This window comes from Phyllobacterium sp. CCNWLW183 (assembly GCF_037203775.1).
GTDB lineage: Bacteria > Pseudomonadota > Alphaproteobacteria > Rhizobiales > Rhizobiaceae > Phyllobacterium > Phyllobacterium ifriqiyense.
In genome coordinates this window covers 276,786-302,987 of record NZ_JBBCBN010000006.1, presented here as the reverse complement: position 1 = coordinate 302,987, position 26,202 = coordinate 276,786, and the positions used below count along the sequence as shown (strand labels likewise).

The following is a 26,202-nucleotide window of genomic DNA, read 5'->3' as shown; positions in this document are numbered from 1 at the left end:
TGCCTCTAAATGTTGGAATGACGTCAAGTGAGCACGACGTATTCTGTTAGCTGACTAATTGTAGTGTCTGCCTTCTTCACGTCGAACACCTTGGTCCCATGGCTCATGATGACAAAACGGTCGCAGACCTGGTAAGCGTGATAAAGATTATGGGTCACCAGTACGCTCGACACATTCTCTGCTTTGAGCTTCAGCACCTGTGCGAGTAGCGCTTCCGTTTCGCGCACGGACAAAGCCGAAGTCGGTTCGTCGAGCAACAGAACGCGGCGCTTGAAGAATACGGCGCGAGCGATGGCAACTGCCTGCTTTTGACCACCGGAAAGGTCACCGACCAGCTTATCAGGTGAATCGATCCCGGAAATGTGGACGGCTTTCTCCAGCACTTCCATGGCGATTTCGCGCATCTCGGTCTGTTTCAGAAATCCCAATGCGTTGACGCGCTCTCGGCCCATGAAGATGTTTCGTGTAATCGACAGGGAATCCACGAGCGCAGTATTCTGATAGATCGTTTCAATACCTGCATCGGCGGAGTCGGAGCGGCAGGTAAATGTGGTCTTTTCACCGTCGATACTCAGGTGACCAGTGGTCGGCTTCTGTATCCCTGAAATAAGATTGACCGTCGTCGATTTGCCGGCGCCGTTATCGCCTAAGAGACCAACAACTTCACTGTGGCCAACATGGAAACTCAGGTCCCTCAGCGCAGTCAGGGCGCCGTAACTCTTCGAGATGTTATGCAGTTCAAGCAAGTGTGGTGAGGACATCATGCCGCCCCCCGACGTTCGATGAGATGATTGAAGGCAGCGGCGACAACGATGAGCGTTGCTATGAACATATCGAGATAGAAGCCTGGCGCTCTCAGAAGAAGAAGAACATCCGTGATGGTGTGGATCAGCATGACACCAAGGAAAATTCCGATGATCGAGCCGCGTCCGCCGCTCAAGGAAAGTCCGCCAATAACGCAGGCTGCAATCGCCTGGAGTTCAAGCCCTGCTCCCTGCCCCGGCTGAACGCTGCCGACACGCGCGGTCGCTATGATTCCCGCCACCGCCGCCATCCCGCCGGCTATGGCAAAGGCAACAAGCTTCACACGGTCAGTATTAATGCCGATGGCCGTTGCGGCGGCACGATTACCACCGGTGGCGAAAACGTGGTTGCCAAACTTGTGGCGATGCAGCAGCAGATAGAAGCCCACCACAAATAGTATTATCCAGATGAAAGCGGCATTCACACCAAGGATCGTACCAGCAAAAAGGCTGGTGAAGATGGGCTCAGGATCAAACCGCACCTGAACTGCGCCATTGTACAGCAGGACTGCACCCCGCCAGAACAGCAAGCCTCCAAGTGTGACGATGAACGACGGCAGGCCGAAGCGAAGCGTGATCGTCCCGTTGATAAGGCCGATCAGAACGCCCGTGAGAATGCCAAGAGGTGCGGCAATGAATGCGCTCACTCCGGCATCGACCAATGTCGCCATCAAGATGGCCGTGAACGTATAGACAGAACCGATTGAGAGATCGAATTCGCCTGCAATCATCAGGATGCCAGCGCCAAGCGCCAGACAGCCCAGCACAGGTATAGCCTTCATGAGGATTGTCAGATTCTGCGGCGATAGATAGCGAAAGTCGTCCGGATAGGCGAGTGCGCCAATGATGCAGACGATCTGCAGGGTGACGAAAACCAACAGGATGGCGCCCGCCGGCATAGTCATGATCTGCTTCAGCAGCGATTGTTTTCGGGTGCGCGATTTCGGCACGGCACTGTCGGTCATGGTGATGGTCACTGTCTTATCTCTATTTGCAGGGGGATGGCGGTGACCTTTCGGCTCGGCCGAAAGGTCTTCCATGCGTAACACCTTAGCGATAGCTGCCGATCAGCGGTTTAACCGAACTGATGCGCGATTTATCGAGAAAGGCACCTTGACCCGTATCGACATCGGTCGGCGTCAGGCCGTATTTTTTCGCGAGTGCAATCTGGGCAATCGGATAATAACCCTGCAAGTAGGGCTGCTGGTCCATCGTAGCGAACATGGCGCCCGATTCCACTGCATTGACGATTTCGACCGCGAGATCAAAACCACCAAACGGAATGTTCACGCCTGCGTCCTTGATTGCACCTGCACCGACTGTCGAGGTGACCGAGCCGGTACCGAACAGCGCCTTGACACCGGGATTTGCGATGAGAAACTGGGCAATGATGTTCTGCGCCTCTGCCGGATCAAGGCCTGAACGAACCGTCTCGACGGTGATGCCCCGTTCTTTCATCGCTTTCTCAATGCCACCGCCACGCGCAACCGCGAAGCTTGCTTCCGGAATTTCGCGCGGGTTGAATACGACATCACCCTGCTTGAGACCGAATTTCTCGATCATGCGATTGCCGAGCTCATATCCGGAAGCGAATTCGTCCATTCCTACATATGCCTGACGGCAATTGCCCTTACCGCCTTCAAGATCGTCATTGTTAAAGCCAATGACAATGATGCCCGTATTGACGGCAGCACATATGCTGGAATCAAAAGCGTCGGAACTGGAAATTGCTACGGCGATGCCATCGACACCACTGACGGTGGCGCTTTCAATCAGGTCATTCTGGCGGACCGGATCATTGTTGGCATATTGCACGTCCAGATCGACGCCGAACTGCGCAGCGGCATCCTGCGCGCCTTTAACCACCGGATTGAAAAACTGGACGCTCGGATCGAGATAGATGATCATCGTTGCCTTGACATCGGCCGCTACTGCGGTAGATGTGAGGGCCATAGCTGCGCAAGCCGCAAGCATTGCGGTTTTCACTTTGGTCAATTTCATTTGCGTATCCTCCCTTTGGATGTGCAATCGGGTCGAAAGACCCATGTCTTGACTGGCGAGCTCCGACCAAAGATCGCGCCAGTCAAGATGTTCTCCTCCACCTCAGTTTGATAATCGGTGTTATCCGAACCAAGGATCCGGTTTGCCCAAGGTCACGTGAATCCCCTTGAACTGCGAATATTCATCAAAACCATAACGGCCAAGCTCACGGCCCAAGCCGCTTTTTTTATAGCCGCCGATGGGCAATTCCGGTGCGCCGTCTATGACACTGTTAATCCAGCAGCGCCCAGCCCGGATACGCCGGATGCTTTGCAACGCGTTCTCCAGATTGGTTGACCAAACGCTGGCTGAAAGACCATATTCCGAGGCATTTGCCATAGCGACTGCCTCGTCGGCTGTCTTGAATGTCAGCGTCGACAGGACGGGTCCGAAAATTTCTTCCCGCGCGATCGACATGTCGGCGGTGACACCGGAAAACACCGTGGGCGCATAGTAAAGACCGGAATCTTCGCCGACACGCACCCCGCCCAGCAACAGTTTTGCGCCCTCCGCCTGCCCTGCTTCCACATAGGAATGCACTTTCGCAGCATGCGCCTCAGAGATCATCGCGCCAATTTTGGTCTGCTCGTTCAGGGGGTCGCCGAAGGTCACCTTGCGGGATATATCGAGAAGGCGCTCCAGAAGCTCATCCCGGACACTTTCCTGCACAAGCAGCCTGCTCCCGGAAATGCAGCATTGACCGGCATTATGATAAACGCCGTAAGCGATACCGTCGGCCGCGGCTTCCAGATCGGCATCGGCAAAAACAATCTGGGGTCCCTTGCCGCCCAGTTCGAGACCGACGCGCTTAACGCTTCGCGCTGCAATTTCACCGAGCTTCGTGCCAACCCGAACCGAACCCGTAAAGGCGATCATGTCGGTTCCCGGATCTTCAGCCAGCACCTGACCAGCCGGATCGCCATAGCCCGTGACAACATTGAATACACCGTCCGGAATGCCGGCTTCGCGTACCAGTTCAGCCATTCGGATTGATGTGCCGGAGGTGAATTCAGACGGCTTCAGTACAACGGTACAACCGCCGCCAATCGCCCATGGCACCCGCTCTGATGCAATTATGAACGGGAAATTCCAGGGTGTGATGATGCCGACGACGCCGACGGGTTCCCTTAGTACAAGACCGAGCCGGTTATCACCTATATTATTATGCGTCTGTCCTTCCAGCGCCCGTGCCTGGCCCGCTGCATAGGACCAGAGGTCCGCGCAGAAAGTGATCTCGCCCCTTGCCTGGGCAATTGGCTTGCCAACCTCAAGGCTTTCGATCAGCGCGATTTCTTCCACGTGGGCAAGAATGAGTTCTGCTGTCTTGAACATCAGGCGGGAACGCTCTGCGCCAGACATGCGCGGCCAAGGTCCCGTATCGAAGGCACGCCGGGCTGCATTTATCGCCGACCGGACGTCGTCAGCGGAAGCATCGGGCCAAGTGCCGACAACAACACCGGCGTGGCCCGGACTGATCCGGTCAATGGTTTTTCCAGAGGATGCATCTACGGACTTGCCATCAACAAGCATCTGGTAACGCGATTTATTCTGCAATCGCGGATCACTGGAATCAGGGCGTATGAAATTGGGCTGTACCGTCATCAATAAACCGGGATTTTGCCCCGGCCCCTCCATCTTGCCCGGCGCATATTGCGCCGCGCTTGTGTTCCCCTTTAATTGTATGGTACTGTATGGTGGTTATTCGGGATTGTCAACGAGACGGCTACGGCAAAGAGCATGAACCTAGAAACCTTGAAGATTGACACTGGTGAAACGACTGCAGCGCAGGTGGAACGCGATCTGCGCGAGGCAATCATTTGCCTTGAGCTCTCACCGGGTTCGCGGCTTTCCGAACAGGAGATTGCTACCCGCATGGGGGTTTCCCGGCAGCCGGTACGAGAGGCGCTGATCGCGCTCGGCAAATCCAAACTTGTTGAGATCAGACCAAATCGCGGAACCGTCGTCGTAAAGATTTCCGCTCGGCAGATGATGGAAGCCCGATTCGTACGAGAAGCGATCGAGGTTGCCGTCGCGCGCCGTGCCAGTGAAAGCTTCGACACGTGGACGCGTCGCAGACTCGATGGAATTCTTGATCGGCAGAGAACTGCCATGGAAGCGGGAGATCACAATGGTTTCCGCAGGGAAGATGAGCAATTTCATATGGCGATTGCCGAGGGAGCTGGGTGTGGACTCGCCTGGAATGCGATTTCCGACATCAAGGCGCATATGGATCGTGTCTGCAACTTGCAGTTACGCAACCCTGCTTCTATGGGCAATTTAATAACCCAACATGAAAAGATCATCACCGCCATTGACCTGAAGGATGCAGATGCAGCGGGAAATGCGATGTACACACATCTAAACGGTATTTTGAGCGATCTGCCACAAATCGAGGCGGATAACCCAGGGCTTTTTGATTAGGAATCTCGCTCTCGCGTTTCGCGGGTGTTGTCATGTTTAGCGAAGACGCTGGCCGCCCAGTAATCAACAACGGCTTGACGAGAGGTACAGTGGCGGGCTGATCCCCCACCCTGAAACAGCCATGATGCACTTGGATTATATTCTCCACTTAAGTTTAGGGGCAAAAATCTCAAATTTAAAGGCAAAATACCAGATTTAGTGGCAATGGAACGACTTTGATTTTGTTGAATTCTTCATCTCGCCTTTAAGAGCAAAGTGACAAGAGTATACCGGGATGATTGATTTCCAATTGCCGCCTTGATCCGCCTGGGTCGACAATCTGACCCGCCGCATCTCACATATCGTGATTGCGATGCAGGGCGTGTGTTATCTCACTTCTGGCAGTCCCTATGAGGCGTTCCATGGCGTCACGAGCAGCGTCGGGTCGGCGCATACGGATGGCTTCCAAGACATCGCGATGCATCATGATAGCATGGTCATGAGATTGGCTGGCGCGATTGGTGAGACGAAAACTGGCTAATAGTGCGGCTCGAATTGCGGTTGCGAACTGGCGATAGACCCAATTGCCACTTGCGTTGATAATCGCCGTATGGAAATCGAGATCTGCCCTGCTCCACTCTTCGGTGTCGCGCGCATTGGCGCTAACCATGTCGTCGAATGCCTCGGCGATCGCTGTCAATTGCCGCGTGCTCGCATTTGCGGCTGCTTGAGCCGCAGCTGCCGGCTCCAACAACTGCCTTGCATCCACCAATGACAGGTAAAAGCGATCATCCGCACTGTACCGCAATGCCGCGTCCAGGATCAGAGGATCGAGATAATTCCAGTTTTCGCGTGGCAGTACGATTGTACCTGCACGTGTACGGGACCGGACCATACCTTGCGCAAGCAAGTGCTGCATAGCTTCCCGGATAGACGTCCGGCTGACATTGTATTCCTCTGTTAACTCGCTTTCGTTAGGGAGTTTCGAACCTTCCGAGATTTCACCAGATACAATCTGATTGACCAACTTTTGCAGAAGAACTTCCTGGACGCGCCGTTTTCCGCCGCCTCCGGACGTGCCTCCTGCTGCAACGCCATCTTTCGTATCTCTGAATTGCATCAATCCCTCTTAATTCTTCCGCCTTCGATGGCGAGCTAGTCGTGATAAACAATGCTTCGGCCGCCGTCGATCGGTATGGTTGCTCCATTAATGAACGGCGCATCATCAGAGGCCAGAAACAAGGCTGTCTTGGCTACCTCGACTGGTGAACAAATGCGTTTGGGCGGATGAAGATCATACGTCTTCTGCCGCGCCGCCTCAGGATCATCGAACGTCTTCCACCATTCAACTGCCTTTTGCGTTTCAACATAACCAGGGGCAATAGCATTACAGCGAACACCTTTATCGGCATACTCGATCGCTATGGCACGCGTTAAGCCGATGAGCCCATGCTTTGCAACGGGATAGGGAAAACAGCCTTTGATAATAGTGAAAGAGTGACTGGAAGCGATGTTGACGATTGCGCCACCACCATCAATCAATGATGGCAGAGCGGCGCGTGTCAGGTTCCACGCCCCTTTCAAGTCGACCGCCATGCAAGTTTCCCAATCTTCATCCGTCATGTTGAGCGGATCCCGAAAGACATTGATGCCTGCATTGTTTACAACAGTGTCGATCCGGCCGTGGTTCGCAGCTTTATCGACGATGGACTGAAGCCGCCTGCTGTCGGTAATGTCTGCAACAGCGGACGTTGCGGACGCACCCCTATCAAGAAGCGCGCTCAAAGTCTGATCAAGACCAAGCTTGTCAACATCGACAAGGGTCAGCCGGGCACCTTCTGAGGCAAATACTTCAGCAATGGCTTTTCCGATGCCCTGTGCCGCACCTGTAATGATCGCATGTTTTCCCGCAAGCCGCCCAACCATTTGCCATCCTATTTAATCATATTTATTGAATTTTATCATATGATATAAAAATCCCCCTTCTTATGCAACCGCGCTCTATCAAACGATATTAAAGCAAATCAATTACTCTTCCATCCAGAATCCCCAAATAAATCATATTTATATTGACAATAAATATGATCAACAGATAGAAGAAGGTTGCTCTGGAGGAGCTGCGCCGATCACATCACAGATGGCGGCCGATATTTTTAAACCGGGAGGTTTTCATGTTACTGAAAAATAGCGCCAAGCTCGCACTTTCAGCTATTCTCGCCTTGGGCGGGCTGGTATCTGCATCTGCACAGGAAAAAGAGTTGAAGGTCGGCGCAATCTATATGGATGCACAGGGCTTTTACGCTGGGGTCCGCAAAGGCATTCAGACGGGAGCAAGTGAGGCTGGGCGAAAACTCGATATTATCGAAACCAATGCGCAAGGTGACGTCAGCAAGGAATCATCCTTTATTGACTCGCTCATCTCCGCTGGCGTTCAGGCTATTATCGTCTCACCCGTATCCGCGGATGGATCATATCGTTCGATCCGTCGCGCCCACGACGCGGGTATTCCCGTTATTTGCTACAATACCTGTCTGAATGACAAGGACATGGCTGAATATGTGTCCGCTTATGCAGTAGGCGATCCGTTCCAGTTTGGGCACAAACTCGGCAATGCGGCAGGCGACTATTTTATAGCAGCAAAGATGACAGAGCCAAAAATTGCGGTACTGAACTGCGAGTTTGTCGAGGTTTGCGTTACGCGCCGCAAGGGGTTTGAAGAAGCTCTGATGGCGAAAGTTCCGGGAGCGAAAATTGTTGCCAACCAGGAAGGTGCCACCCTGGACAAAGCCGTTTCGGTCGCCAGCACGATGCTTTCCTCCAATCCTGATCTTGATGCCTTCTTTGGTGAGGCAGGCGGCGCAACGCTTGGCGCTGCACGGGCGGTTAAAAGCCAGGGTCGGACTGGAAAGACGGTGGTTTTTGGTGGCGATATGACCACAGAAATAGCCCAGGAACTTGCCGACAATACGGTGATCAAAGCTGTGGTCGATATTTCCGGGCAAGGCCTCGGCAAACTGGCGCTGACTCAGGCTATCAATGCTATCGACGGCAAGAAGCCCGCCGATATCCGCGTGCCCTACGACATTGATCTCTACGCCAGCTCTGATGCAGGCAAGGGTTGGTTGAAGGCTCATTCCGACGGCGTGCCGTGAGACATTGACTGTTCGTGTTCGCAACTGAGTTTGTCCGGGGTCATTATGCCTGCAGAATTCAACCATCCAGTATCCGAAGCACAATTAGTCATCGCTTCGATCGCCGGTGTAACAAAGCAATACCCGGGCGTCCTTGCGCTCGACAATGCCGATTTTTCTGTTCGTGCCGGGGAGGTTCGTGCTCTCCTCGGCAAGAACGGTGCAGGGAAGTCAACATTGATACGCATGCTGACCGGAGCCGAAACACCAGATACAGGCACGGTCACTGTCAGCAGCCAGCCGCTCACTCATAGCGGTGCGCTTCGTGCGGCCGAAGCCTTTGGCCGTGGCGTGCGCGTGGTTTACCAGGAACTCAGCCTGGTTCCTGGCATGACCGTTGCCGAAAACCTGTTTCTCGGACGCTGGCCAAAACAAAACGGCATAATCCAATACAAAGTCATGGAGGCAGAAGCTGCGGAAGCTATGGCCCGTCTTGGCCTTTCGCTTTCACCGAGCCAGCTCGTCATGAGCCTTTCCCCGGCCGAACGTCAGCTCGTTGAGATCGCGCGCGTGCTTCTGGGCAAGCCGCGTCTCGTCATTCTAGATGAGCCAACAAGCTCCCTCGCTTCAGCGGAAGCTGAGAAGGTTATGACTGCGGTTAAAAACATCGCGTCCGAAGGAATTGCCGTCATCTATGTGAGCCATCGCATGAACGAAATTCGGCAGATTGCGCAAACGGCAACGATTATGCGTGACGGACGGATCATCGAAACGGTGGACGTGCGCAAGGCGGACACCAAAGAGATCGTCCGGCTCATGCTCAGATCGGAGTCTGCCGCGACCCAGGCACCCGCCTCCGTCGCCAGGGACAAGATCGCTCTCGAGGTGAAAAACGTCTCGCTCTTGCCGAAACTGAAGTCCATTTCATTCGCCCTCAGGCAGGGAGAGGTACTCGGAATAGCAGGATTGCTTGGAGCAGGACGCACAGAACTCCTTCAGGCGATCACCGGTATCCGCAGCCTGGACGGTGGAGAAATCCAGATCGACGGACGCGGTGTCGGCACTCCTCACTACAGAAAAATGCTTGATCTTGGCGTTGGTTATACGCCGGAAAACCGCAAGGATGAGGGCATCGTTCCACTCCTTGGCGTCGATGAGAATACACTTGCAACCAATTTTTTTGCTGTCAGCCAACGGGGTGTCTTGTCCGCCCGGATGATGATGAATGCCACCCGTCAGATAATGGAGCGCCTCCATATAAAAGCGGCGCAGACCAATACTCCGGTTGGCACCCTTTCAGGCGGCAACCAGCAAAAAGTCGTTATCGGGCGCTGGGTCTATGCCAATAGCCGTATTCTGCTTCTTGACGAGCCCACGAGGGGCGTCGATGTCGAGGCCAAGGGTCAGATATATGCGATCATGCGGCAGCTCGCTGCCGATGGTTGTAGTATCATCTTTGTGTCAAGCGAGATCGAGGAACTGCCGCTTGTTTGTGACCGCGCGCTCGTTCTGCGCGATGGCGTTCTGAATGAAGAATTTAAGGCCCCTAACATTGATCAGGATGCCTTGATGACAGCCTGCATCGCGGGCCATTGACGGAGTAGATTATGGCAATCCAGACAACAAAAGCCACAGCAGGCAGCGCATGGCGCATCTCAAATCATATGAACGAGATCAGTCTTTTCGTGGCGATCCTAGTGCTCTATGTTGTGTTTGGCAGTCTGGCCAATGGCTTCCTGTCTTTTAACAATCAGATCAATATTCTGCGTGATGCCGCAACAATCGGTATCGCTGCCTGGGCAGCAACGCTGATCATCATATCGGGGGAGATTGATGTCAGCGTCGGGCCTATGGTGGCATTCATCTCAGTTGTATTGGCGTATCTTTTGCAGTGGGGAATACCCACACCGATCGCTTTCCTGGTTGCCATCGCAATCGGCGCAGCACTCGGTTCGATCGCCGGCATTTTACGAGCCTATTTCGATGTGCCGTCTTTTGTTGCCACGCTTGGCCTGTGGAGTGCACTGCGCGGAACAGCGCTGTTTCTGACTGACGCCCTCCCCGTTTCAATCGGACGCAATTATATCGTCGATCTCCTGGATCAGCCGATCCTCGGTATACCGCCAGCAGCTGTCATCATGCTTTTCTTCTTCGCAGTATTTGCATTCGTCAGCCGCAAGACAGCGTTTGGCCGCTCAGTGTTTGCCATCGGCGGCAATGATCATGCGGCATTCCTGAGCGGCATCAATGTCGCGCGAATTCGGGTCGCCTTGTTTGCCATCGCCGGCGCAATGGCCGCCATCTCCGGCATTCTGCTTGTTTCGCGTCTCGGGTCGGGGAACGCCACCGCAGCCAACGGTTTGGAGTTTGACGTCATTGCCGCCGTTGTAGTAGGTGGCACCGCGCTATCGGGTGGACGAGGCTCGATGCTGGGAACACTTCTCGGGGTTCTGGTTATCACCCTGATCGGTAACGGCCTGGTACTCCTGGGCATCAATCCATTCTTCCAGCAGGTCGTAAGGGGATTGATTATCGTCATTGCTGTGCTCGCCAATATCCAGGCGATCAAGCGAAGCCTCGCGCGCAACAAGGGTTGACGGTATTCAAATGCCTATCCTCACACTGGCCGAAGGCAATCTGGAAGCCCGCATTTCCACCCGCGGCGGAACTGTTCTTGGTTTTTGGTTACTGCAAAAGTCAAAGCGAACCGCTATTTTACGCGAAGCAATTGATGATGCCGCCACAGCTTTGCAATCCGGATGCTACCCGCTTGTACCCTTTGGCAATCGCGTCAAAGGCAACACATTCACTTTCGAAGGTAAGCATTTCAAGCTGGAACCGAACACTGATTGGGATCCACATTATCTGCACGGTGAAGGGTGGCTGTCGACATGGGACATCACCGACACATCTCCAACCGCGGCGACGCTGCGGTTCTCGCATCGGAGCAATGACACTCCGTATATTTATGAAGCAGAGCAAAAGTTCCGCTTGGAGAAGGATGGGCTTACCATCGGTCTGTCGGTTACCAACAAGGGAGAACACGCCTTGCCGTTTGGTCTTGGCTGGCACCCTTATTTTTCAATGACACCCGAAACTACCTTGTTAGCCCCGGCCGAGCGCTTCTGGACGGAACTCGATGGTTGGCTCCCAGGGGAGGCCACGGAGATACCCGATGACCTCGACTTTCGCCAACCACGCAGACTGCCGCATCGCTGGGTCAACAATGGATTCGAAAAGTGGAGCGGCTACGCACAGGTCACCTGGCCGGAGCGAAATACCCGACTGACATTGAAGGCGGACAGCCTCTTCAAACATGCTTTCATTTTCGTCTCCAACACCACCTTCGATCCAGATTTCAAACGCGATTATTTCTGCTTTGAGCCGATGAGCCATCTGGCTGACGGCCATCACCAGAAGTCGCTGGGTGATTTACAGGTGTTGCACCCAGGAGAGACACTGTCAGGCGAAATCAGTTTGCGCCCGGAATTGATTGGCTAAGCGGAGAAAAATGGAAATGATACAGACAAGCGAAAAGCCAATACCGGCCATAACCGAGCTAAGCGATACAATCCGTATTACTTCGGTCACCACCCAAGTGGTCAACGCGGGATTGCGCAATTGGATTTTTGTACGCGTTGAAACGAATGTAGACGGTTTGATCGGTTGGGGCGAAGCGACGCTGGAATGGAAGACACGCGCTGTTGTCGGTGCAATCGACGATCTTGCACCATTGTTGATCGGACAGGACCCAAGGAATATTGAGGGGATCTATCGTCGGTTTATCAAACAGGGATTCTGGCGACTGGGTGTAATCGGGATGACGGCTGTATCCGGCATTGAGATGGCTTTGTGGGATATCTTCGGCAAATCGGTGGGCCTGCCAGTCTGGCGTCTTCTTGGTGGTCAAGTGCGCGACAGGGTCAAGGTCTATACGCATCTCGGACTTGGGCAACAGGACGCGGTTTATGGCTCCTTCGGGCCGGCCGAAGTTGTGGAACGCGCACTCGAGGTTATCGAAAAGGGATACAAGGCGATCAAAGTCGTGTTCATCCCTTATGTGCATATGACGGCCGATGGTCAATCACTGCGCCAGGTCGACAATTCCATGAAGGCACTGCGGGAAGCTGTTGGTGACGATATCGAGATCATGGTGGACTTCCATGGGCGTTGTGGTTCATGGGGTGCGGCATTGCAATTCGCCAAAGTCTTGCAACCATATCGGCCCATGTTCATCGAAGAACCTCTGCCCCCTCAAGATATCAAGGGACTGATCAAACTATCACAGCATTGTCCCGTTCCTCTTGCGACAGGGGAACGTTTGATCGGCCGTGAGGAATTCGAGGTGCTTGTCGCGGAACGAGCAATCCAGATAGCGCAACCCGACATCTGCCACACGGGCGGACTGTTGGAGACAAAGAAGATAGCCTCCATGTGCGAAATGGCAGGGATCGGCATGGCTCCGCACAATCCTCTCGGCCCGATTGCGGGAGCGGCAGCGCTCCACTTTGCGATCTCGACACCTAATTTCACCATTCAGGAAGAAATGTCAGGTGCCGTGCCGTGGTACTCTGAAGTTGTCCGGGGGCCCATCAAGCTGGTCGATGGTTACTGGTCAATTCCACAAGCTCCAGGGCTTGGGGTAGAAGTTGACGAAGCGATAGCCGATGCGCATCCCTACCAACAAGAACCCTTCATCACACAATCGGCGCTGATAGATGATGGCACAGTCGTTGACTGGTAACGAAGCGCGATTGCGGGGAGAAACCATGTCTGAGAACAGGCAATTTGACTACGTCATCGTGGGGGGCGGGAGTTCGGCCTGCGTTGTTGCGGCCCGTCTGATCACCGAACAGAAGGCGCGCGTCCTGATCCTTGAACAGGGACCACGCAATGCCAGTCAGATTATGCACTACCCTGCAGGCTACATGAAGTTCCTTGCCCGGGACACTTACCTGACCATGCACAAGACCAAGGACCAGCCCCAGCTGGGCGGACGCGGCCCGATCGTTCCGCAGGCGAAAGTTTTGGGTGGTGGAAGTACTGTCAATGCCATGGTCTATATGCGTGGTCAGGCCGCGGACTATGATCGCTGGAGTGAAGCGGTTGCAGAACCGGGCAATGCCGGGCAATGGTCCTACCGGGATATGCTTCCCTATTTTCGTCAGCAGGAAGACAACGATCATCTGGCAGGCGAATACCACGGTGTCGGCGGGCCTTTGAAAGTCTCTGACCTTGGCCATACAAGTCCCATGACCCGAACCTACATGAAGACACTGCAAGGCATGGGCATTCCCTACAATCCCGATTTCAACGGCGTGCGCCAGTTCGGCGTTGGTTTCATGCAACATACAATGGATTGGGACAAACGACGTCGATGCAGTGCAGTGGATGCGTTCCTTGCACCTGTCATGGACAATCCTCTTTTGACAATCGAGACGGGCGCAACCGTGACCCTGTTGCGTCTGGAGCAAAACAAGGTGACCGGAGTTGAATATGTCCAGGGTGGCATTCCGAAAACGGTGGCAGCGGGCATGGAAGTTCTGCTGGCTGCCGGGGCATATCAGACGCCGAAACTGCTCATGCTCTCAGGGATAGGTCCTGAAGAGGAGCTGACACGCCACGGTCTCAAGACCCGTATCAATCTCCCCGGCGTTGGCAAGAACCTGCAAGATCACTACGAAGTCCCCGTCGTGGCGACGACGCGAGGTGCATTCGGTTACTATGGTCAGGACAGGGGCCTCGCTATGCTTAAAGCGGGCTTGCAGTATCTCCTGTTCAAATCGGGTCCGGTGACAACCACGGGCGTTGAAACCTGTGCGTTCTTTGATCCGGACGGAAACAATGAAATGCCAACGATTCAGATGTTTTGCGTCCCAACCGTCTATCTCGACCGTGATGTTCTGGGAACAGAGCCGGGTGACGGCGTAACCATAAACGCACTGCTGCTTAGACCAAAAGCGCGCGGGACGGTGACCCTTGCCTCAGCGGATCCTTTTGCAAACCCCATAGTCGACACACAGATTTTCGGTCACCCTGAGGATCTGCGGCTGTCTATGGCCGGGTTCCGCTTTGCCCGTTCTGTTCTTTCTGCCTCACCCATGCGCGAACTGATCGAGCGTGAGATCTTTCCGGGACCAGACGTAACCAGTGACGAGGCGATTGCTGCGCACTGCAGGCGGACGGTCAAGACAGGATATCACCCGGTCGGAACATGCAAGATGGGACGCAACGATGATCCGGAGGCTGTTTTAACCTCAAATCTAAAGGTGCGTGGTTTGGACAACTTGCGTGTAATTGACGCGTCGTTGATGCCCACAATTGTAAGCGGTAACACCAATGCCGCTGTTCTTGCTGCGGCTGCCAAAGCGGCCGACCTTATATTGAACTAATCCGCCAGCTCCTATGGGCTTTGTATTGAGAGCGTTCACAAACCGATCGTACGCAAAAAGCGTGTTGATTATCCAAGGCCCGACAATTTTCATGAGGTATATTGAGTCCGTTTTGAGAAGACTCCGGCCGAGGTATTCGTGGCTCCCTTGCAGAGTGCCGAGTGAACCTTATTCTACAAGCCGGCAATGATACACTTGGGTAAGCTTTTCCAACCCACAGCCATCATTTAACTGCGCGCGACCGACTTTATTTGTTCGGAAACTTCCCGGTTTTCGACTGGAGCTCAGCCGTTTAACTCAGCCCCTCCAGAAAGCGGACAGCGGCGGTGCGCCCTAGCAGACGCGCTTCTTCGAGTGACGTTGCATAATCATCAATGCACGTGCGGATGGATAGATCCGCCCCGTGATCAACGAGAATCTTCAGCGCTTTGATATCCTCCCAGTTCGCCGCCTTATGTGCCGGCTTCCAGTCATTGGAGCCATGCCCTGTCACACTGGCACTGCCAATCTTTCCCTTAGATTTTGTGGACTAGAGGCAAGATCAGCAAGGGTAAGCCGGTCGAGCTCTGCGAAAAAGCTCTCCATCGCACCGCGCAAAGCTCCGGTTAGACGGCAGATGCCACTGAACACACAACTGGCTGGTTGATCGCCCAAACACGAGACAAGTTCCATATCGACTTCCAACGCTCGTACAACGCTTCCCATACGTATATCTGCCGGGCGCTTGGCGAGGGTCAGGCCGCCGCGCCTGCCGCGCACACTCTTCACCAGCCCCAGATTGACGAGTGTCTGTGCCACTTTCATCAAGTGATTGCGTGACACCCTGTGCCTGACCGAAAGTTCCTCGATCGTCACAAGCCGGTCGTTGATAGCGGCCAGCGCTATCAGAACTCTCAATCCATAGTCTGTGTGGGCAGTTAGTCGCACGTCTCTCTCCAAATCATGCATTTACAATACCTCTTTTCCAGAATAAGAAAAGAACTATTGGGGAACTGCCAACATGTCAGATGCCGAACGCAGAGATACCGTTACCGAAATGCTAGTTGAGCGTCTTGTACATGAGTTCTATCGGCGTGTTCGCGACGACAGTCTCCTCGGGCCGATTTTTGAAGACCGTTTGGCGGGCCGGTGGGAGCTTCATCTCGCCAAGATGGTGGACTTCTGGTCGTCCGTGGCGATGCGCACGGGCCGGTACAGCGGCAACCCGCACAGCATGCACCAGCATCTAGGACTCAAGCCCGAGCATTTTGTCCATTGGCTGAATCTCTTCAAGAAGACGGTCGACGATATTTGCACGGTATCCGCCGCGGAACTCTTCATCGTCCGCGCGAACCGGATCGCTGATAGCCTACAGATTGGTCTCAATATCGGGCCAAACGCACTCCAACTTGGTCCAAGGCATTCAGCCGCGGTTGCAAGGCAAGAGTAACGTTCATTTCGTTGTCTTCATGCACAACGAGAATCTTATGTTCAACCTTGATCGACGCACCACCGGAGCCTAGTTGACTGCTTTTGCAAAGAGCACCGCCCGCCGCACTGGCCCCGCTATGGTATCTTCGGCGGCCATCGCCGCTTTCATCGCTGTTCCCGCGCAAGCCCACGTCAAATGGTTCGCCCCTTATATTGTCGGCGCCCCTCCCCAGTCCATTGGCCTTACTTTGAGCAATGTCTGGTTCTGGACGGGCATCGTTCTTGTCGTTGCATTCTTCGTGGCGACGCGTGCGCTCGAAAAGTCCAAGGCAGGCGAAAATATTCTGCTTGGACTTGACCGGCTCTCTGATCCGTTGTGGACGCGTCTTGACGATTTCGTCAGGGTTGTGATCGGTGCTTTCTTTATCGCCATTTTCGCTGTCGGTGGCGTATACCTGACGCCGGATTTGAAAACGCCCTCGGAACTAGTTTCCTGGGCGCAGTTGCTGATCGCAGGTTTGATCTTTTCGCGCAGGACGCAGCCTTTCGCTGCGGCGGGGATCATCGGGCTGTGGCTTCTGGCACTGCGTGACTATGATGTTTTTCACCTGCTCGATTACCTTGCACTGGGCGTCGGTGTTGCGGCCTATCTGGTTCTTGAATCGTCCTCAAACCCGGAATGGCGCAAGCACCGGTTCCAGGCGTTGCGGTGGGGCGTGGCGATCGCCTTGATGTGGTCGAGCCTGGAGAAGTTCGCCTACCCTGACTGGTTCTATCCACTGGTCGTCGAAAAGCCGTTCCTCACATTCGGGCTTCCGCGGGACGTGTTCATTCCGATGGCGGGTGTGGCTGAGTTCACGATGGGATTCGGATTGCTATGGACCCCACTGGTCCGGCGTCTGTCAGCCATCGCCTTGTTCGTCATATTCAATGCATCGGTCTACCCTTTTGGCCGCATCGACCTCATCGGACACGCACTGATCATGGCAATCATCGTCGCCATCACCGCCGACCACACTCGAGAAATGCACTTCCTTCCAACTCTGAAACGCAAACTTGCAGGGGTACCCGCCGGTCTCGCAGCGGCCTTCATCGTTTTCATCTGCGGATATTGGGGGTTGCATGCTGCCTTTTACGGCCCAGCTGGAAATATCGATCTTGCAGCCAACCGCCGGCTCACACACGCGCCAAATGTCGAGAATCCCCACGGGGCTTCCGGTCATGGCGACTCAGTGCCGGACGTGTCACAGGATGCAGGTATCGCCTATCGGGCAGCCATGGATAAAATGCATGGGCCGATGATCACCGGTATAGGCAATGCCGATCCCGACGCCGCATTCGTGCTGGGTATGATTCCTCATCATCAGGCCGCCATCGACATGTCGGAGATCGTACTTAGGTTTGGCAAAGACCCTCAAAATCACCATCTTGCTGGGGAGATCATTGAAGCTCAGAAGCAGGAGATAAAGGAAATGCGCGAATGGGTTGGCACTAGGAAACTGGCGCAACCTTGATCGGACTGAGCCCGTTCCTCCCAGACTGGGCGCGAGCTTCTCCGGAAAGCGCGGTGCCTAGAGCAGCTGGAAAACCGGGCTGAGTAATCACTGCGCTCCTTTTCGGCTTGCTCCAACCGACTTAACAAATCCAAGAATTTTTCGTCGGTCGGCACGAGAAGCATTTCCGTCGAATTGCTGCCGTAAAATTGGTTTGAGCATTTCTCGGCGGAGAATATGCTCGTCCCACTTGGCTTTAGAATATTGTCAGCCACGACGCACCTTCAGGATTTGTCAGTGAACCCCAAGCAATGGGTTAGGTTCCCTATCAGACATAGGCTAGACTCTTCTGAATGAAAGCGTAAACTAATTGCACCATCGAGACTGCGCATTGAGCTGGCGGTCGATGTTTGAGAGATTTTACGTGCTCTCCGCCTAGTGGGAGGAGCACGGTCATGCCTTTTCGTAGACAGGTCTACACCAATAAATATTCATCCCTTGACTGGGATGTAATGGCGAAAGCCTATGAACTCGCAATTCAGCAAATTGGAAAAAATCCATCCTTGCAACGTGACCGGCTGGCGCGGTGTATCATGACGTTCTTTGACAGCGGAGTGCATTGTACGAGCACATTGAGTTCCCTGGCAATGAGCCGGGAGACGAGCTTGATTGATGTCGCACGCGCACGCGACGTTCCTTCACATTGCGATAATGATATCTCTAGCGAAAGTGGGCTCCACTTCACTGAGGCGATGGAGAAATGGAAAGACTCGACCACAAGCTAGACTGCAAGGATTGCGGTACGATTTACGATTCCAGCGACGGTAACAGGCGACAGCCCTATATTTTGCAGCACCTGCAATCAGTTTATTGGACGCTGGGCCGAGCTTGAGCGCGATTTCAATGCGCAGGGCGGACAAGACGGCATTTTCAAAATGAAAGGCGGACAGATTGAAAGAAAAGCCTGAAACCGTCACAGTTTAACGAAGTTTAACTGCCCTATATTCGCACGTGTCAGTGCCCGCGAGGCGCGCACGTTGTCGATTGCCCGTCGCACTTCCAAGAACCCAGCCAGACAGCTGAGCCTCATCCGCAATTACTTGCATTTCTCGTGTTGAAACTTCTTCAAGAAATCGATTGTGAAGCGCTTCCCTACAATGGGCATGGCGCTCCAATCTTTTCGTCGCAGGTTTCATCGGTTCGCCTTCGATCATGTGCGCTTAGGGCCGACAGCAGACTTCGCCGTTTGTTCGTCCCGAATAATTCCACGGCAAAAGCTCATCGATGCGACTCTGCCTGTGACCGTTGACGATGGAGGCGAGTTTGGCGGTCAGATACGTAAACGTATCGACAGCATTGACCTTGTGGGTTTCGATTAGCGAGGCGATGGTAGTGTAGCCACAGCTTTCACCCGTGCGTCGTAATCGGCCGCCGTTTGTGGCATCCACGCACTAAAGATCGCTCCGAGCGATGCAATCGGCTTGTTGGCATTGCGCACCCTGAATGGAACTGAATCGCAGACCTACAGATACTGCTGCGTACAAACCGGGAAGTGATCAGCAACCCTTCCTTTGAAAATGCCGATGACAGCCCATTTTTGGCGTTTGATTGTATCATGAAAGTCTACAATGGCCTTAAAGTTCGAATCAACAGCCTGGTACGTTTATCAAATTGCAAAGACACCTCAATGAATGGCAAGCTTTTTGTCGATCAGGTGCTTGACAATGCGAGCCAGCGAGGCCTTGTCTGCTTGCTGTTTGCCAAACACCATGGACTCCAGGTTTTCAATTGCAAACCGCGAATGTCCGTCGACCTGCCGCTGCAACTGCCAGACCAGCACGGCATCGCCAACGTTTGCCGCGCGTTTCATCCGAAGCCCGATCCTATAGGCTCGCAAGCGTAGGGCAATTTTCGCGATTTGCGCCCGGAATTGCGGTGAACACGACAGTAAAGTCACGATCAAAGCGATAACAAAGACAATCGCAATCAAAGCCCAGTCGATAGAAACTGTCTCCCGTTCGCCAGATCGTTCGATGATCCCCAGCGACCGCTCCATGTCTGCAAGTGTTGGACCAGTATCCTTGAGTGCAACGGTGCGTCCGGGAATAACGATGCGCTGCATAGCATTTAGGTCTGTATTGTACCAATGGATTTCGATAGCCGGCAGTGCTGCAGGGGCGCCGGTAACCGGGCGGATTGTCCATGAATAGGTCACTGATGAAATTGGACCTTCTCTACCCTCGACAATCCTGTAGGGGCCTGGTTTTTTTAGTTTCGGCATTTGTTTCAGCGGTTTGCCCAGGCCAATTTCGGTTTTTCGCACCGGGGCCGCCGGAACAATAATCAATCCCTGCACCTTGATTTCCGGGCGAGGTGGCAGTTGGTCGTCGGTTACACCCACTCCGGTTATGGTGATAGACCTTTTGACCGATTGACCGATGTCGATGCCATCGGGATCGCGGCTCCACTCCTCCTTTGCAGTGATGCTGCGGGCAGCAAGCCACCACGAACTGGCATCCGTCAATTCCGGTGCGACCTGAATGGTCACCGGTTCGGTTTGAATGACCGTCGTTACCCGGGCGCCGCCCCGGTCGATATAAGTCAGGTTCTGGACGAATGGCGGTATCACGAGATTGCTGCTGCGCTGGGCAAAGACGGCGATAACTTGCTCGAAGCCACGCACTTGCGGGCTGTTTTCGACGGCATCGGACCACTCATCCGTGCCAATAAGCATCCAGCGAAAACCAGGAAGCGCAGGTTGCTCCGTTTTGACGAGCGCGACAGGCCTCGTATAGGTGCCTCGCAGTCGCAGCAGGATCATCTCCTGCACGAAGGGCAGTCGGTTTGTTTGATCGACATCCACCCAGATGCGTCCGACTGACTGGGGTTGATCCTGAGCGCTCGTCATTGTTCCCGTCACCAGGAATGTTACAGCCAACAGGATTATGCGTGCCATTGCAACCAGACTCACCATAGGGAATCCTGCGACTGAATGGCGATTCCTTTCTCCTGCCGCTGCTTGTGCTCGGCCGCAATTCGCAACCGCAGGAACCTGACCGGATCGTCGGGGATTTGTGCCAGCCATTGCAGGGTGGCCTGTTCGGTTTCAAGCTTTGCCTCCAAAGCGTCCTGCACGGGTATGGTATCGTCGACACTGGCCCGGGTGGTTTGCCCGCCATTTTTGCCGGCACTGCCGCCGCTATCCGTCGCCGCGCCCTTGGAGGACCCCATCCCGGCCTGCAGTTCACTGTTGCGCGCGTCGCCGCGGCGGTCGACTTTACTGCTACCTGCCATCTGCGCATTGCCTGCAGCTTCGCGCTGTCCGGCCATTCCATCGCCGGATGTGGACTTCCTTCCCGCATCATCGTCGGAAGCTTCGTTTTCTCCGCCTTGTTTTTCCTTGGCGGCCGTCGAACTCGCAACGCCGGCTACAGTATCCCCCGCTTCCTTCTGGGTTTGCATCAAAGATTGAACGAGCTGGCGATTGGCGTATGCCGCATTGTCGCCGGGGTTGCGCTTGAGAGCGATATCATAAGCCCTTACGGCCAAGGGAAGTTTGCCGTCGCGCGCAAAGGCGTTACCGAGATTATAGGCAGCTTCGGCACTACGAGTTGCTTGCAAAGCTGCGATGGCAAACTTGTACTCGCCGGCCCGATAATAGGCAACACCACGCCAGGCGGGATCGGCAAGCATGTGTGTCGCGAGACCTGGATAGCCTGCCCAAAGCATCAGGCGGCCGGCCCGATCATTGGACATAAGCAAAAGGATCGGTACTACTAACAACAGGAGCGCGAGGAATGACTTTTTCATGTTCGCCTCCCGAACAGCCCGAGGAAGGGTATGGCAGCCAGGATCAGCATGTAACGCCCGAGATCCAGCCACGCCAGTGCGGTATAGCCGTTTTTCTCGAGCTTCTGCCCAAGCGGTAAATCCAGTGCCGAGAGCAGGGGCGATAGATTGGCCGTGTCCGTTAAAATTCCTCCGCCTTCGGCCGCCAGCCGTACAGCTCCGGCCTTATCTGGCACCGGCATATTGGGATCGCTCTGCGCCGAAGAGACAAAGAGAACGTTCACCCTGCGCCCTGCCTTGCGCAGCGCCCTCGCCGCCTCGACTGCGGCAGGATCGACGCCCCCACCGTCCGTAACCAGAACGAGATCACCGCCGATCATGTCGGCGTCGGAAAACATGGTCTGTGCCAGCGCCATCGCCCGTGCCGGGGCACTACCCTGCTCCGCAACGATATTGGAAAGATCGCCACCCAATAGTGGATGCAGCATGTGCCGGTCAGCGCTGAAGGGGCTGCCTAGATAGGCGTCTCCCGCGAAGAGAATGAAACCGACCTGCTGGCTCGCGGCGCTATTGTCTATCAACTGCGTGGCAGCGATCTGTCCGTCGGTCACCGCGCCACTATCGACCATGGATTTCGATGTATCGAGGGCGATGATTACGCCGTCGAGGTTGCGAAAGCTGCTACTGGCCTGGTTGCGGATCGCCGGACCGGCCAGCGCCACGGCGATAATAGCAGCCACTATCAACCAGATTGAAAATCGTGGACGACCTTTGCCGCGTCCTTTGAAGGCGCTGCGCTTTTCCAACGTTCGTAGCAGCGATGGATCGATTGCGCGCACCCAGTCCCCGCCATTGCCGCTCTGCCGCAAAACATAGCCTAAAACCAGCAGTAGGGGTGGAATGACCAGCCACCATGGACGGAGAAAAATCAATTCGGACAGGTTCATAGGGCCCTCCGCGCCGCGAAAAAACCCGCAAGGCACAGAAGCAAAGCAAGGACCGCTGGATAGGGCCACAGGTTGTCCTCAACGAGGACCGATGGAGAGGCTACGTTGCTCGCGTCCAGCTTATCCAGGGATGCTGCCAGTTTGCGAAGATCGTCATTGGTCTTGATCAGAAAGCTTTCGCCGCCACTCGTCTTGGCAATATCGGCAAGCGTGACCGTATCTCTCCTGGGCGCAATCGTGGCCGAACTGACGTTCTCCTTCATATCCGTGCCGAGCATGATCGTATGCACCTTGATCCCAAGAGTCTTGGCAAGTCGGGCTGCCGACTCGGCACTGGTCGCTCCCGCCGTATTCGCACCGTCGGAGAGCAGGATCACCACTCGGGAGCGGGCCGGAGATCGAAGAAGAATTTTCAATGATAGTCCCAATCCATCACCGATGGCAGTGGATCGCCCCACAATCCCGATCTCGACATTCCTTAGTGCCGTTTCGACGGCGGAAAGATCAAATGTCGGGGCGGCCGCAAGAAATGGCTCATCTGCAAACATGACGAGGCCTACCCTGTCGCCGGAGCGACCGCGTAGAAATCCCGCGCCCATTTCCTTGACGACATCGATACGCCGGGTGGAGCTTCCGTCAAACGAAAAATCCTTGCGTTCCATGCTGCCAGAGAGATCGAGCGCCAGGATGATGTCGCGGCCCGAAACCGGCAATGCGGCGACGGGCTGTATGATCTGCGGTCCTGCGAGGGCCAGCACGCCCAACGACCAGACCGTCCAGAGGATCGCTGTAAAGCTGCGTATAGCGCCCAAGATGCCGGTCTGCACATCGTCGATGTTGTCAAACACCACAGACGAAGGGACCGTCAGCGTTCTGGCGTAATGCCGCCGGGCTTTCAACAGCCGCGCCGCAATCAGCGGTAGCGGTACCGCAAGAAACGCCCAAGGTGACGCAAAGGAAAAGCCCTCGATCATGACCTTCTGCCTTGCAAGAGTTCGCAGAGCGCAATTCCCAGTTCGGCGCTCTTGAACGGCGGCTGTCTCGAATAGAGGCCATCGAGCAGGACACGACCGCCGCCCTTGCGAAAAAATTCCGTCTTGAAGAGATTATCGAGTTCCTCCAGCCAGTCTTCACCCTGTTTGCGTGCAGCGCCATCGCCTGCAACCACATTCACGTAGCGCCGGATCAACGAGGCCTGGGCTGCCAAACGCTCATCATCAGGAAGGTTTTCCATATCATTGATTGCGACGATGAAACTCTGCTCCAGAGCTTCAGCTTTTTTCCTGTTTCGAAAAGCGAGCGCTAGCTGGATGATAATCGCCGTTATCACGCCGGCAAGCAGTGCGACAGCCATCTGCTCCCAAAGCGAAGATGCCGGGACCGTGGGCAGGCGAATTGCTTGCAAAGCATCGAGCGGATCAGCTGTATCGGCCATGAAGTCTGCCCAAAGAGTTGATCTGTTTTTCCGGTTCGATTTCGCTGTGAAACTCTACGATGCGAGCGCCCAAACTTTCTATCTGACGGAGCATTGCCTCACGCTTTTTCCGGACGGGATTTTGGTTCGAAACAATTCGCACGCCTCTAACCGCCTCGCGGGTCTCGAATGGAAATATCCCGACTGGCGCACTCCGTTCGAAAGCATCGCTGATGTAAGCGATCTTCAAGTCGCAGCGATGCAAAACCAACTGCACGGCGTCTTCGAACTGATCACCCCGGTCATCGAGATTACTTGCAAGCACGATAGTTCCGCCTCTGGGCAATGCCTTGGCTGCAATTCGCAATGACGCGTCCAATGGGAGGACAGGCTTTGCTGATCGCAGATCGAGCGATTGAGCGTGCGCCTTCAGCAGACCGGAAATCACTGCGAGCATGCCTCGGTCCGATGGAGCGGCCCTTATCAACAGCGGTTCGATCCCGCCGACGGCAAGTAAACCGACTCGACCACCGAATTCTGTGGCACGCCAGCCTGATAGCGCCAAGATTTCGGCAGCAGCGACGGACATGAAGGCGCGCCTCGTCCCGAACTGCATGGCAGGTCTGAAATCGGCAAGCAGCAACGTCGTGTGTTCTCTTTCTTCTCTAAAGGTCTTTACATGCGGCACACCGGTGCGTGCCGTGGAGTTGCGGTCGATGGTGCGAATGTCGTCGCCGTAGGTCCACAGCCTGATATCATCGATCTCGCTGCCGCGGCCCCGTCGCTTGGTTGCAACAGGACCCGGCATGGACTGGGTTCTGATGTTCCGTTTTTGCCTGGTGTTTGTCGCGGCGTGCTTCAACAGGATCAGCGCCGTTGTATCAATGTAGGTGCCCTTATCGTTCATGTGTCATGTCGACCTATAAGGGCGCGATACGGTCGAGGATTGTCGCAATCACGCCGCGAGGCGTCTCGCCCTCCGCTATCGCTTTCCAGGTCAGGCCGAGACGATGTGCCAGAACATCTTCGGCCAGAACCTGAACATCTTCCGGCGTGCCATAATCGCGACCGCCGAGAAATGCGCGCGCCTTCACGGCTGCCGCCAGTGAAAGGGAACCGCGCGGAGACACCGAGTATTCGATCTTGGCTCTCGTATCAGAGCCTCCTGTTTCATCCCGGGTCGCCATTACCAACCGGACAATGTAGTCCTTCAATGCTGGCGCCAGATAAACCGCGTTGACCTGCAGCCTTGCCTGCTGAATTTCGACAATGCTGATCTTGTCGCTGACAATAGGACGATTGCCGCCTCGCTCCTGTTCGACAAGATCGAGAATCTCGCGCTCGGATGTGGCATCCGGAAAATCGACGGTCACGTGAAAAAGAAAGCGGTCAAGCTGGGCTTCGGGCAGCGGAAAAGTGCCTTCATGTTCGATTGGATTCTGCGTGGCGACGACCATAAAGGGATCTGGCAAAGGATAAGTCTTCCCCGCTGCCGTTACCTGTTGTTCGGCCATGGCCTCCAAAAGCGCCGATTGTACCTTAGGCGGAGCGCGATTGATCTCGTCCACCAGAATCAGTGAATGGAATACCGGACCTGCGACGAATTCGAATGTGCTTTGATCCGGCCTCCATATGGGCGTCCCGGTCAGATCCGCCGGCATCAGATCCGGCGTGCACTGTATTCTCGCAAAGGTTGTATCGACGTGATTTGAAAGCTGCTTGACGGCTCTGGTCTTGGCGAGCCCCGGTGCGCCTTCGATCAGTACATGGCCGCCGACGAGCAGGGCCATGAGCAACCTGTCGACAAGGGCAAGCCTCCCTATCAAACCGGCTTCAAGGTTTTGGGCAAGCTGACTGAACCTCGGCCCGAGATCCGTCTCGTCGCCGGTGGAGGAATGCTGGTTTATGCCGTCCATAAAACTTTCCCGGTCTTATGGTGCCCATAGCGGAGGATAGCCAAATAATAGAAATGTTCAAGGAGAGATGCTCGACAACATGCCGAATAGAGAAGACCCCCTTTAAGAGCAAAGCGACACACGCTTACGAATTACTGCTGCGTTCAAACAGGGAAGTTGTCAGCAACCCTTCCTTTGAAAATGCCGATAATAGACGAATTTCAAGCATTTTCGATTGTAGCGAAAAAATCTACAATCCCCATTAAAAGCCTGTTTTGTCTCGTCTATTCAATAGTACTTCTCCTCGAATAAATTGTGGGCTGCAGATCCGTTAGCTATCCCTCTCGTTGAACGAATACTTGATTTGGCGAAAAAAGGAATGAAAGAGGCCGAATGTACGACAGCTGCTTTGCGCCCCTAAACGGTCATTGATGTCATATTGTCTTGATTCCAAAAGCAGCCACGCGCGTTCCGGAACCGGATGCCGT

25 protein-coding genes and 1 pseudogene are annotated in these 26,202 nt (G+C 54.6%); 10 read left to right on the top strand and 16 right to left on the bottom strand.

Annotated elements, in window-relative coordinates:
• Positions 1-23 precede the first annotated feature (23 nt).
• The 4 genes from V9K95_RS15755 to V9K95_RS15740 form a co-directional block, all read right to left on the bottom strand.
• A complete protein-coding gene (locus V9K95_RS15755) occupies positions 24-761 on the bottom strand; it encodes an ATP-binding cassette domain-containing protein (protein WP_336441063.1) in 738 nt (245 codons plus the stop codon).
• On the bottom strand, positions 761-1,708 hold the full coding sequence (locus tag V9K95_RS15750) for an ABC transporter permease (protein ID WP_442958569.1): 948 nt from the start codon (positions 1,706-1,708) through the stop codon (positions 761-763). The genes V9K95_RS15755 and V9K95_RS15750 overlap by 1 nt, the downstream gene beginning before the upstream one ends.
• Positions 1,709-1,853: 145 nt before the next feature.
• On the bottom strand, positions 1,854-2,804 hold the full coding sequence (locus V9K95_RS15745; protein ID WP_336441064.1) for a sugar ABC transporter substrate-binding protein: 951 nt from the start codon (positions 2,802-2,804) through the stop codon (positions 1,854-1,856).
• Positions 2,805-2,924: 120 nt separating this feature from the next.
• Positions 2,925-4,445: an aldehyde dehydrogenase family protein gene (locus V9K95_RS15740; protein WP_336441065.1), complete on the bottom strand. Its 1,521-nt coding sequence runs from the start codon at positions 4,443-4,445 to the stop codon at positions 2,925-2,927.
• A 135-nt stretch (positions 4,446-4,580) separates the two neighbouring features.
• Here V9K95_RS15740 and V9K95_RS15735 point away from each other — a divergent pair, with 135 nt between their 5' ends.
• Positions 4,581-5,264 carry a GntR family transcriptional regulator gene (locus V9K95_RS15735; RefSeq protein ID WP_336441066.1) on the top strand — a complete coding sequence of 228 codons (684 nt, stop codon included), beginning with the start codon at positions 4,581-4,583 and terminating at the stop codon, positions 5,262-5,264.
• Between the two features lie 334 nt (positions 5,265-5,598).
• Here V9K95_RS15735 and V9K95_RS15730 read toward each other — a convergent pair whose 3' ends face one another.
• Complete coding sequence (locus tag V9K95_RS15730) at positions 5,599-6,363, bottom strand: FadR/GntR family transcriptional regulator (protein ID WP_336441067.1); 765 nt, start codon at positions 6,361-6,363, stop codon at positions 5,599-5,601.
• Between the two features lie 35 nt (positions 6,364-6,398).
• Entirely contained in the window at positions 6,399-7,169 is a 771-nt protein-coding gene (locus V9K95_RS15725) for an SDR family oxidoreductase (protein WP_336441068.1), read from the bottom strand.
• Between the two features lie 245 nt (positions 7,170-7,414).
• On the opposite strand from V9K95_RS15725, the gene V9K95_RS15720 reads away from it, so the two are divergent.
• Genes V9K95_RS15720 through V9K95_RS15695 form a run of 6 tightly spaced genes read left to right on the top strand, consistent with a single transcriptional unit; the run spans position 7,415 to position 14,766 of the window.
• The gene (locus tag V9K95_RS15720; protein WP_336441069.1) at positions 7,415-8,395 is read left to right on the top strand and encodes a substrate-binding domain-containing protein; all 981 of its coding nucleotides are present in this window, start codon (positions 7,415-7,417) and stop codon (positions 8,393-8,395) included.
• A 45-nt stretch (positions 8,396-8,440) separates the two neighbouring features.
• Entirely contained in the window at positions 8,441-9,970 is a 1,530-nt protein-coding gene (locus V9K95_RS15715; RefSeq protein WP_336441070.1) for a sugar ABC transporter ATP-binding protein, read from the top strand.
• An 11-nt stretch (positions 9,971-9,981) separates the two neighbouring features.
• The gene (locus V9K95_RS15710; protein ID WP_336441071.1) at positions 9,982-10,971 is read left to right on the top strand and encodes an ABC transporter permease; all 990 of its coding nucleotides are present in this window, start codon (positions 9,982-9,984) and stop codon (positions 10,969-10,971) included.
• 10 nt (positions 10,972-10,981) lie between these two features.
• On the top strand, positions 10,982-11,875 hold the full coding sequence (locus V9K95_RS15705) for an aldose 1-epimerase (RefSeq protein ID WP_336441072.1): 894 nt from the start codon (positions 10,982-10,984) through the stop codon (positions 11,873-11,875).
• 16 nt (positions 11,876-11,891) lie between these two features.
• Complete coding sequence (dgoD, locus tag V9K95_RS15700; protein ID WP_336441073.1) at positions 11,892-13,118, top strand: galactonate dehydratase; 1,227 nt, start codon at positions 11,892-11,894, stop codon at positions 13,116-13,118.
• 25 nt (positions 13,119-13,143) lie between these two features.
• Complete coding sequence (locus V9K95_RS15695; RefSeq protein ID WP_336441074.1) at positions 13,144-14,766, top strand: GMC family oxidoreductase; 1,623 nt, start codon at positions 13,144-13,146, stop codon at positions 14,764-14,766.
• 292 nt (positions 14,767-15,058) lie between these two features.
• Here the strand turns inward: V9K95_RS15695 and V9K95_RS15690 are convergent, their stop codons facing one another.
• Positions 15,059-15,259: a hypothetical protein gene (locus V9K95_RS15690; protein ID WP_336441075.1), complete on the bottom strand. Its 201-nt coding sequence runs from the start codon at positions 15,257-15,259 to the stop codon at positions 15,059-15,061.
• Entirely contained in the window at positions 15,256-15,693 is a 438-nt protein-coding gene (locus V9K95_RS15685; RefSeq protein ID WP_336441076.1) for an RrF2 family transcriptional regulator, read from the bottom strand. Before V9K95_RS15685 ends, V9K95_RS15690 begins: the two co-directional genes overlap by 4 nt.
• 73 nt (positions 15,694-15,766) lie before the next feature.
• Between V9K95_RS15685 and V9K95_RS15680 the strand changes: the two genes are divergently transcribed.
• From V9K95_RS15680 to V9K95_RS15670, 3 genes are all read left to right on the top strand, one after another.
• Complete coding sequence (locus V9K95_RS15680) at positions 15,767-16,195, top strand: group III truncated hemoglobin (protein WP_336441077.1); 429 nt, start codon at positions 15,767-15,769, stop codon at positions 16,193-16,195.
• A gap of 73 nt (positions 16,196-16,268) precedes the next feature.
• Complete coding sequence (copM, locus tag V9K95_RS15675; protein WP_336441078.1) at positions 16,269-17,690, top strand: CopM family metallochaperone; 1,422 nt, start codon at positions 16,269-16,271, stop codon at positions 17,688-17,690.
• A gap of 434 nt (positions 17,691-18,124) precedes the next feature.
• Complete coding sequence (locus V9K95_RS15670) at positions 18,125-18,454, top strand: hypothetical protein (RefSeq protein WP_336441079.1); 330 nt, start codon at positions 18,125-18,127, stop codon at positions 18,452-18,454.
• Positions 18,455-18,889: 435 nt separating this feature from the next.
• On the opposite strand, the pseudogene V9K95_RS15665 reads toward V9K95_RS15670, so the two are convergent.
• The 8 genes and pseudogenes from V9K95_RS15665 to V9K95_RS15630 form a co-directional block, all read right to left on the bottom strand.
• Positions 18,890-19,066, bottom strand: a pseudogene (locus V9K95_RS15665) (transposase domain-containing protein); the annotation flags it as partial.
• A 287-nt stretch (positions 19,067-19,353) separates the two neighbouring features.
• Positions 19,354-20,643, bottom strand: a complete 1,290-nt coding sequence (locus tag V9K95_RS15660) for a hypothetical protein (RefSeq protein WP_336441080.1) — start codon at positions 20,641-20,643, stop codon at positions 19,354-19,356.
• The gene (locus V9K95_RS15655; RefSeq protein ID WP_336441081.1) at positions 20,637-21,479 is read right to left on the bottom strand and encodes a tetratricopeptide repeat protein; all 843 of its coding nucleotides are present in this window, start codon (positions 21,477-21,479) and stop codon (positions 20,637-20,639) included. Before V9K95_RS15655 ends, V9K95_RS15660 begins: the two co-directional genes overlap by 7 nt.
• Positions 21,476-22,405, bottom strand: coding sequence for a VWA domain-containing protein (locus V9K95_RS15650; RefSeq protein WP_336441082.1), 930 nt, complete (start codon positions 22,403-22,405; stop codon positions 21,476-21,478). The genes V9K95_RS15655 and V9K95_RS15650 overlap by 4 nt, the downstream gene beginning before the upstream one ends.
• On the bottom strand, positions 22,402-23,379 hold the full coding sequence (locus V9K95_RS15645) for a VWA domain-containing protein (RefSeq protein WP_336441083.1): 978 nt from the start codon (positions 23,377-23,379) through the stop codon (positions 22,402-22,404). The genes V9K95_RS15650 and V9K95_RS15645 overlap by 4 nt, the downstream gene beginning before the upstream one ends.
• A complete protein-coding gene (locus V9K95_RS15640; protein WP_336441084.1) occupies positions 23,376-23,840 on the bottom strand; it encodes a DUF4381 family protein in 465 nt (154 codons plus the stop codon). Before V9K95_RS15640 ends, V9K95_RS15645 begins: the two co-directional genes overlap by 4 nt.
• The gene (locus V9K95_RS15635; protein WP_336441085.1) at positions 23,824-24,726 is read right to left on the bottom strand and encodes a DUF58 domain-containing protein; all 903 of its coding nucleotides are present in this window, start codon (positions 24,724-24,726) and stop codon (positions 23,824-23,826) included. The genes V9K95_RS15640 and V9K95_RS15635 overlap by 17 nt, the downstream gene beginning before the upstream one ends.
• A 13-nt stretch (positions 24,727-24,739) precedes the next feature.
• Positions 24,740-25,735, bottom strand: a complete 996-nt coding sequence (locus V9K95_RS15630) for an AAA family ATPase (RefSeq protein ID WP_336441086.1) — start codon at positions 25,733-25,735, stop codon at positions 24,740-24,742.
• Positions 25,736-26,202 lie beyond the last annotated feature (467 nt).

What these genes read in the sequence shown, in the direction of transcription:
- V9K95_RS15750 (WP_442958569.1), bottom strand. Translation starts at nt 1,708, where the DNA reads ATGACTATGCCGGCGGGCGCCATCCTGTTGGTTTTCGTCACCCTGCAG.
- V9K95_RS15655 (WP_336441081.1), bottom strand. Translation starts at nt 21,479, where the DNA reads ATGAAAAAGTCATTCCTCGCGCTCCTGTTGTTAGTAGTACCGATCCTT.
- dgoD (WP_336441073.1), top strand. Translation starts at nt 11,892, where the DNA reads ATGATACAGACAAGCGAAAAGCCAATACCGGCCATAACCGAGCTAAGC.
- V9K95_RS15640 (WP_336441084.1), bottom strand. Translation starts at nt 23,840, where the DNA reads ATGGCCGATACAGCTGATCCGCTCGATGCTTTGCAAGCAATTCGCCTG.
- V9K95_RS15670 (WP_336441079.1), top strand. Translation starts at nt 18,125, where the DNA reads ATGCCTTTTCGTAGACAGGTCTACACCAATAAATATTCATCCCTTGAC.
- V9K95_RS15715 (WP_336441070.1), top strand. Translation starts at nt 8,441, where the DNA reads ATGCCTGCAGAATTCAACCATCCAGTATCCGAAGCACAATTAGTCATC.
- V9K95_RS15630 (WP_336441086.1), bottom strand. Translation starts at nt 25,735, where the DNA reads ATGGACGGCATAAACCAGCATTCCTCCACCGGCGACGAGACGGATCTC.
- V9K95_RS15635 (WP_336441085.1), bottom strand. Translation starts at nt 24,726, where the DNA reads ATGAACGATAAGGGCACCTACATTGATACAACGGCGCTGATCCTGTTG.
- V9K95_RS15735 (WP_336441066.1), top strand. Translation starts at nt 4,581, where the DNA reads ATGAACCTAGAAACCTTGAAGATTGACACTGGTGAAACGACTGCAGCG.
- V9K95_RS15660 (WP_336441080.1), bottom strand. Translation starts at nt 20,643, where the DNA reads ATGGTGAGTCTGGTTGCAATGGCACGCATAATCCTGTTGGCTGTAACA.
- V9K95_RS15645 (WP_336441083.1), bottom strand. Translation starts at nt 23,379, where the DNA reads ATGATCGAGGGCTTTTCCTTTGCGTCACCTTGGGCGTTTCTTGCGGTA.
- V9K95_RS15680 (WP_336441077.1), top strand. Translation starts at nt 15,767, where the DNA reads ATGTCAGATGCCGAACGCAGAGATACCGTTACCGAAATGCTAGTTGAG.
- V9K95_RS15705 (WP_336441072.1), top strand. Translation starts at nt 10,982, where the DNA reads ATGCCTATCCTCACACTGGCCGAAGGCAATCTGGAAGCCCGCATTTCC.
- V9K95_RS15740 (WP_336441065.1), bottom strand. Translation starts at nt 4,445, where the DNA reads ATGACGGTACAGCCCAATTTCATACGCCCTGATTCCAGTGATCCGCGA.
- V9K95_RS15650 (WP_336441082.1), bottom strand. Translation starts at nt 22,405, where the DNA reads ATGAACCTGTCCGAATTGATTTTTCTCCGTCCATGGTGGCTGGTCATT.
- V9K95_RS15710 (WP_336441071.1), top strand. Translation starts at nt 9,982, where the DNA reads ATGGCAATCCAGACAACAAAAGCCACAGCAGGCAGCGCATGGCGCATC.
- V9K95_RS15745 (WP_336441064.1), bottom strand. Translation starts at nt 2,804, where the DNA reads ATGAAATTGACCAAAGTGAAAACCGCAATGCTTGCGGCTTGCGCAGCT.
- V9K95_RS15725 (WP_336441068.1), bottom strand. Translation starts at nt 7,169, where the DNA reads ATGGTTGGGCGGCTTGCGGGAAAACATGCGATCATTACAGGTGCGGCA.
- V9K95_RS15755 (WP_336441063.1), bottom strand. Translation starts at nt 761, where the DNA reads ATGTCCTCACCACACTTGCTTGAACTGCATAACATCTCGAAGAGTTAC.
- V9K95_RS15730 (WP_336441067.1), bottom strand. Translation starts at nt 6,363, where the DNA reads ATGCAATTCAGAGATACGAAAGATGGCGTTGCAGCAGGAGGCACGTCC.
- V9K95_RS15695 (WP_336441074.1), top strand. Translation starts at nt 13,144, where the DNA reads ATGTCTGAGAACAGGCAATTTGACTACGTCATCGTGGGGGGCGGGAGT.
- V9K95_RS15720 (WP_336441069.1), top strand. Translation starts at nt 7,415, where the DNA reads ATGTTACTGAAAAATAGCGCCAAGCTCGCACTTTCAGCTATTCTCGCC.